At 72.5% G+C, this 6556-nt stretch carries 8 protein-coding genes; 4 read left to right on the top strand and 4 right to left on the bottom strand.

Features of this window, described 5'->3' with window-relative positions; translation table 11 throughout:
- From ACFV0Q_RS36440 to ACFV0Q_RS36425, 4 genes are all read left to right on the top strand, one after another.
- Positions 1 to 586 (top strand): urease accessory protein UreF (locus ACFV0Q_RS36440; protein ID WP_385011545.1); only part of this gene is annotated, 586 nt, incomplete at its 5' end.
- A gap of 53 nt (positions 587 to 639) precedes the next feature.
- Positions 640 to 1326 (top strand): urease accessory protein UreG, encoded by a 687-nt coding sequence (gene ureG, locus ACFV0Q_RS36435; protein ID WP_385011543.1) that lies wholly within the window; start codon positions 640 to 642, stop codon positions 1324 to 1326.
- Positions 1323 to 2111, top strand: a complete 789-nt coding sequence (locus tag ACFV0Q_RS36430) for an urease accessory protein UreD (RefSeq protein ID WP_385011541.1) — start codon at positions 1323 to 1325, stop codon at positions 2109 to 2111. Before ureG ends, ACFV0Q_RS36430 begins: the two co-directional genes overlap by 4 nt.
- A gap of 194 nt (positions 2112 to 2305) precedes the next feature.
- Entirely contained in the window at positions 2306 to 3970 is a 1665-nt protein-coding gene (locus ACFV0Q_RS36425; protein WP_385011539.1) for an alpha/beta hydrolase, read from the top strand.
- 31 nt (positions 3971 to 4001) lie between these two features.
- Here the strand turns inward: ACFV0Q_RS36425 and ACFV0Q_RS36420 are convergent, their stop codons facing one another.
- From ACFV0Q_RS36420 to ACFV0Q_RS36405, 4 genes are all read right to left on the bottom strand, one after another.
- Positions 4002 to 4712: a lysophospholipid acyltransferase family protein gene (locus tag ACFV0Q_RS36420; RefSeq protein ID WP_385011537.1), complete on the bottom strand. Its 711-nt coding sequence runs from the start codon at positions 4710 to 4712 to the stop codon at positions 4002 to 4004.
- Positions 4713 to 4725: 13 nt separating this feature from the next.
- Positions 4726 to 5193: a DUF6328 family protein gene (locus ACFV0Q_RS36415; protein WP_385011535.1), complete on the bottom strand. Its 468-nt coding sequence runs from the start codon at positions 5191 to 5193 to the stop codon at positions 4726 to 4728.
- 137 nt (positions 5194 to 5330) lie between these two features.
- Positions 5331 to 5489, bottom strand: a complete 159-nt coding sequence (locus ACFV0Q_RS36410; RefSeq protein ID WP_045950237.1) for a hypothetical protein — start codon at positions 5487 to 5489, stop codon at positions 5331 to 5333.
- A gap of 32 nt (positions 5490 to 5521) precedes the next feature.
- Entirely contained in the window at positions 5522 to 6505 is a 984-nt protein-coding gene (locus ACFV0Q_RS36405) for a cytochrome c oxidase assembly protein (RefSeq protein WP_385011533.1), read from the bottom strand.
- Positions 6506 to 6556 lie beyond the last annotated feature (51 nt).

Genomic DNA, 6556 nt, shown 5'->3' with positions numbered 1-6556 from the left:
GGGGGGCCGTCTCCAGGCGCGGGCTCCCGTGGCCTTGTTGTGCCGGGGCCGCATGCACACCGCCGGGGTGCCCGCCGCGGGGCTGGGGGCGGCGGCCGCCCTCGGCCTGGACCCGGCGGGGCTCGACGCCGCCGCCGACGCCCGCACCCCCTCGCCCGCGCTGCGCGCCGCCGCGCGACGGCTCGGGCGCCAGCTCCTGCGGGCCGCCCGCGCCACCTGGCCCGACCCCGGGCTCGACGCGCTGGGCGCGGCCTTCCCGCGCGGGGCGCACCAGCCCGTGGTGCTCGGGCTCGCCGCCCGGGCGGCGGGGCTCGGGGCGCTGGACGCCGCGCACGTGGCCGCGTACGAGAGCGTCAGCGGGCCGGCCACCGCCACGGTGCGGCTGCTGGGCCTGGACCCCTTCGAGGCGAGCGGGGTGCTGGCCCGGCTGGCACCGGAACTCGACGCCGTCGCCGCCCGGGCCGCCGAGGCCGCCCTGCTCGCCCGCACCGAGGGCCCGGACGTCCTGCCCGCCGCCTCCTCGCCCCTGCTGGAGATCGCGGCGCAGGCCCATGCCGACTGGCCGGTACGCCTCTTCGCCTCCTGAGCGCACGAGGAGCGCCCCGACCGGCCACCCCACACCACCTCCAAGGAGACCCCGTGCACCTCGACCACGACGTGACGTACCCGCACCGCCACACCCACAGCGCCGACCCGCACCGCGCCGACGGCACCCGCCGCGCCCTGCGCATCGGACTCGGCGGACCCGTCGGCTCAGGCAAGACGGCGACCGTCGCCGCGCTCTGCCGGGCCCTGCGCGCCGAACTGTCCATGGCCGTCGTCACGAACGACATCTACACCCGCGAGGACGCCGAGTTCCTGCTCCGCGAGGCCGTCCTGCCGCCCGAGCGGATCAGCGCCGTCGAGACCGGGGCCTGCCCGCACACCGCCATCCGCGACGACATCTCCGCGAACCTGGAGGCGGTGGAGGAGCTGGAGGAGAATGCCGGACCGCTCGACCTCATCCTCGTCGAGTCCGGCGGCGACAACCTGACCGCCACCTTCTCCCGGGGCCTGGTCGACGCCCAGATCTTCGTCATCGACGTGGCCGGCGGCGACGACATCCCGCGCAAGGGCGGCCCCGGCGTGACCACGGCCGACCTGCTCGTCGTCAACAAGACCGACCTCGCCCCGCACGTCGGCTCCGACCTGGACCGGATGGCCCGCGACGCGGCCGAGCAGCGGGGCGCACTGCCCGTCGCCTTCCAGTCCCTGCGCGGGGCCGAGGGCGTCGCCCCGGTGGCCGACTGGGTGCGCGAGCGGATCGCCGCCTGGGTCGTACGGTGACCAGTGCACCCCCCGTCACCGCCGCGCCCCCCTCCGGACTGCGGGCCACCGCCCGCATCGGCGCCGTCCGCGACGGACGCGGCGGTACCGCACTGCCGCTGCTGGCCGGGGAGGGGCCGCTCGCCCTGCGCCGCACCCGGGGCGAGGGCGCCGAGGCCGGGGTGATGCTGGTCGGCGCGATGAGCGCCCCCCTCGGCGGCGACCACCTCACGGTCGAGGCCGACGCGGGCCCGGGCGCCCGGCTCCTGCTGCGCTCGGCGGCGGCCACCCTGGCCCTGCCCGGCCGGGGCGGCGAGCCGGCCCGGTACGACGTGCGCCTCACCCTCGCCGAGGACGCGGCGGTGCGCTGGCTGCCGGAGCCGCTGGTCTCCGTACGCGGCAGCGACCTGCGGGTGCGCACCCGGGCCGAACTGGCCCCCACCGCCCGGCTGATGCTGCGCGAGGAGCAGGTGCTGGGCCGCACGGCGGAGGCCCCCGGCCTGCTGCGCGCCCGGCTCACGGTCATCCGGGGCGGCCGCCCCCTGCTGGACCAGGAACTGTCCTGCGGCCCGGGCGCCCCCGGCGGCTGGGACGGCCCGGCGGGCATCGCGGGCCATCGGGCGCTCGGCCAGCTCCTGGTCGTCGACCCGCGGTTCGAGGGGGATCCGCCCCCGGCGCGGGTCCTGGGGGAGTTCGCGGCGCTCACCCCGCTGGCGGGCCCGGCGGTACTGGTGACGGCGCTGGCCCCGGACGCGCTGCGGCTGCGCGCGCTGCTCGACGAGGCGGCGCACGCGTACGGGTGGTGACGGGGGTTCATACAGGGGGCGAATGGGACACCGCTCAGCGGTACACCCGTTTCCGGTTATCGGGTTGGCAAAGAACTCGACCGTGCTCTGTTGCCGGGTATCGGTCAGCGGCAAGGATCCACCTGCACGCCGACGACCGAACCCGACCGAACACGGCCGCCCACGGCGGCACATGACGCAGGGGGAACAACCACGTGATACGCACCGCGGCGCTGGGGAGCGCCGCCACTCTCATCACCGGCGCACTGGCAGCGGGCCTGCTGCTCGCGCCGTCCGCCTCGGCGGCCTCGGCCGGCCGCGACAACGGGGCCGCCGAGGCGGTCGGCGCCCAGATCGCCGCCGCCCGCGCCGCCCGAGCCGGAATCGACTGGAAGGACTGCCCCGCGGACTGGGGCTTCGAGAAGCCCATCCAGTGCGGCTGGGTGAAGGTCCCGCTGGACTACACGAAGCCCTTCGGCAAGACCATCGAGCTCGCGGTCGACCGGATCGGCAGCACCGGCACCAAGGAGGAGCGCCAGGGCGCGCTCGTCTACAACCCGGGCGGCCCCGGCGGTTCCGGCATGCGCTTCCCCCGCCGGGTCACCACCAAGAGCCCGCTGTGGGTCAACACCTCGAAGGCGTACGACTTCGTGGGCTTCGACCCCCGCGGCGTCGGCCACTCCGCGCCGATCTCCTGCATCGACCCGCAGGAGTTCGTCAAGGCCCCCAAGGCCGACCCGGTCCCGGACAGCGAGGCCGACAAGCGCGCCCAGCGCAAGCTCGCCGCCGAGTACGCGGACGGCTGCCAGGAGCGCAGCGGCGAGATGCTGCCGCACATGACCACCCCCAACACCGCGCGCGACCTGGACGTCATCCGGGCCGCCCTCGGTGAGCAGAAGCTGAACTACCTCGGCGTCTCCTACGGCACCTACCTGGGCGGGGTCTACGCGACCCTCTTCCCGACCCACGTGCGCCGCATGATCGTCGACAGCGTGGTCAACCCCGAGCAGGACAACATCTGGTACCAGGCCAACCTGGAGCAGGACGTCGCCTTCCAGATGCGCTGGAACGACTGGGAGGACTGGGTCGCCAAGAACGACTCCGTCTTCCACATCGGCGACACCCGCGCCAAGGTCGAGGCCAAGTGGCTTGAACTGCGCGCCAAGGCCAAGGCCAACCCGCTCGGCGGCGTCGTCGGCCCGGCGGAGCTCCTCGGCTTCTTCCAGGGTGCCCCGTACTACGACTCCTCGTGGGTCCCGGTCGCGCAGGCGTTCAGCGCCTTCGTCGCCGGTGACGAGAAGCCGCTGATCGATGCGATCGCCCCGGACATGTCCGACACCAAGGGCAACGCCGCGTCGGAGAACAGCAACGCCGTGTACACCGCGGTCGAGTGCGCCGATGCCAAGTGGCCCACCAGCTGGGCGAAGTGGGACCGGGACAACACCGCGCTGCACAAGAAGTACCCGTTCCTGACCTGGTCGAACGCGTGGATGAACCTGCCCTGCGCGACCTGGAAGTCCAAGCAGAGCACCCCGATCGAGGTCGGTGCCAAGCACGGTCTGGCGCCGGTCCTGATCGTCCAGTCCGAGCGTGACGCGGCCACCCCGTACGTGGGCGGCGTCGAGCTGCACCGCCGGCTGGCCGGCTCGCGCCTGATCACCGAGCAGAACGCCGGCTCGCACGGCGTGACCAGCCTGGTGAACCCCTGCGTCAACGCGCGGGTCGACGCCTACCTGCTGACCGGCAAGGTCGACGCCAAGGACGTGAAGTGCGCCCCGCACGCCACGCCGGTCGCGCCCGCCCCGGCCGCCGCGAAGATGCTCGCCCAGTCCCCGGACGCCGCTCTCCCGGCGCTCGAGGAGCTCCCGGCCGTCCGCTAGGACACCCCGGGAAGACGGAGCGGGAGGAGGCTCAGCGCGTCGAGCGCCGGGCCTTCTTCCGCTTCTCCTCTTCCTCGGCCTTGACCTCGGCCGCGTACCGGTCGACGTACTCCTGCCCGGAGAGGCCGAGGATCGCGTACATGATCTCGTCGGTGACGGCGCGCAGCACGGCCCGCTCGCCCTCCATCCCCTCGTACCGGGAGAACTCCAGCGGTGCGCCGAAGCGGATGGTCACCCGCCGGATCTTCGGGATCTTCTGGCCGGGCGGCTGGATCTCGAAGGTGCCGACCATCGCGCAGGGCACCACCGGGACCCCGGCGCCGAGCGCCATAGCGGCCACCCCGACCTTGCCCTTGTAGAGCCGCCCGTCGTGCGAGCGGGTGCCCTCCGGGTAGATCCCGAGCAGCTCCCCCTTGGCCAGCACCCCGAGGCCCTCGCGCAGGGCGGCCTGGCCGGCGTCCTTGCCGGAGCGGTCCACCGGGATCTGTCCGGCGCTGCGGAAGAAGGCGGCGGTCAGCCTGCCCTTGAGGCCCGGGCCGGTGAAGTACTCGGCCTTCGCCAGGAAGGTGATCCGGCGCCGCAGGATCGCGGGCATGAGGAAGTGGTCGGAGAAGGACAGGTGGTTGCCCGCGATGATCGCCGCCCCGTCCGGGGGGATGTTCTCCATCCCTTCGATCCGGGGCCGGAACAGCAGCCGCAGCAGTGGACCGAGCAGCACGTGCTTGAGCAAGTGGTAGAACACCCGGCGCTTCCCTTCACCTGACGGTCAGATCAGTGTGGCGGAACCGGTGCCAGATGGGCATGGCGAACCAGAAACCCACCAGCCAGCACAGCACGGCCGAGGCCAGCATCCCGGCGGCCGACAGGCTCAGCACCAGGTTGAGCACGAGCAGGACGGACGCGGACATCGCCAGCATGAGCAGCAGGACGCCCCACAGGGCGAGACTGCCCGCGATGTGCACGAGCCGGTCCTTGTCCATCGAGTCGCACAGCCGGTGCAGCGGGGCCGGCGCCGTCAGCAGCCCCACGGCTCCGAACGCCAGCACCAGGGCCGTGACGTAGATGCCCCGGTCGGCCGGCGCCAGCGTGCTGAACCGGGGGGTGACGGCCACCGCCATGAGGAACCCGAGGAGGAACTGCACCGCCGTCTGGGCGATGCGCACCTCCTGCAGGATCTCGGCGTACGCACGGCAGGCCGCGTCTTCTTCAGTGCCCTTGGACATGGCGTTCCTCCAGGCAGCGGGGTCCTCCAGGGACTTCCTGTTACTGGTAGTACGGCTACCAGTGCGTGGAGTTCACCCGTCCGCCATCGGGAATCGGCCAATTCGCCACGTGGTGACGAAGGCGGGGGCGGCCCCGCTCAGGTGCCGCCCGCGGCGGCCATCCCCAGGGTCAGCAGTCCCAGCACCACCCAGCCGAACCACAGCCAGCCGTTGCTGCCGAGCGCCACGGAATACGTGGAGACGGCCACCAGGGCGGCGAAGGTCGTCACGGCCATCGCCTTAACGGATCCGGTCATGCCCCATGGTGGCGCCCAGGACGGCTCCCGCGCTACTGGCCGCGCCCTTGGAGCGAGGCGAGATACGCGTTGTACGCCGCCAGCTCCTGGTCGCCGTTGCGGTCCTCGGACCGGTCCGAGCGCTTCGCGGCGCGCTGCTCCGAGTGGTACCACTGGTAGACCAGCGCGATCAGCACCAGCACCGAGGGGATCTCGCTGAAGGCCCAGGCGATGCCGCCGCCCCACTGCTGGTCGAGCAGCGGGTCGATGCCGAGGGAGGCCGGCGGGTTCGCGTACGTCTTGATCATCGGCTCGCTCGCCATCATCAGCGCGATGCCGAAGAAGGCGTGGAAGGGCATGCCCGCGAACAGCTCCAGCATCCGCATGACGTAGCCGGGACGGTGCGGGCCCGGGTCCACGCCCATGATCGGCCAGAAGAAGATCAGGCCGACCGCCAGGAAGTGCACCATCATCGCGATGTGGCCGGTCCGGGACTCCATCAGGAAGTCGAAGAGCGGGGTGAAGTACAGCCCGTAGAGGCTGGCGATGAACATCGGGATGGTGAAGGCCGGGTGCGTCACGATCCGCATGTACCGGCTGTGCAGCAGCATCAGGAGCAGCTCGCGCGGGCCCTTGGTGCCGCGGGCGGCGGGCGGCAGCGCGCGCAGCGCCAGCGTCACGGGCGCGCCCAGCAGCAGCAGGATCGGGCTGATCATGCTGATCACCATGTGCTGGACCATGTGCACGCTGAACATGACCATGCCGTAGTCGTTCAGCTTGGTGCACATCACCAGCGCCACGCTCAGCACGCCCGCCACGAAGCCGATCGTGCGGCCCACCGGCCAGGCGTCCCCGCGCCGGCGCAGCCGCAGCACGCCCCACCCGTACAGGGCGAGCCCCAGCAGGGAGCCGAACAGGAAGAAGGAGTCGAAGGAGAACTCCAGCCCGCGCCCGAGGGTGAACGGCGGCAGGTCCATGTTCATGTCCATGTGGTCCATGTCCATGTCCATGCTCATGCCGTGACCGCTGTGATCCATCTGTTCACTCCCTTGACTGTGGCGCCCCACCACAGTAGTGCCGCCCCCGGA

Origin of the sequence: Streptomyces sp. NPDC059564, from assembly GCF_042735575.1 — a bacterium.
In the GTDB taxonomy this organism is placed as follows: Bacteria; Actinomycetota; Actinomycetes; order Streptomycetales; family Streptomycetaceae; genus Streptomyces.
This window is presented reverse-complemented; position numbering and strand designations above follow the sequence as displayed.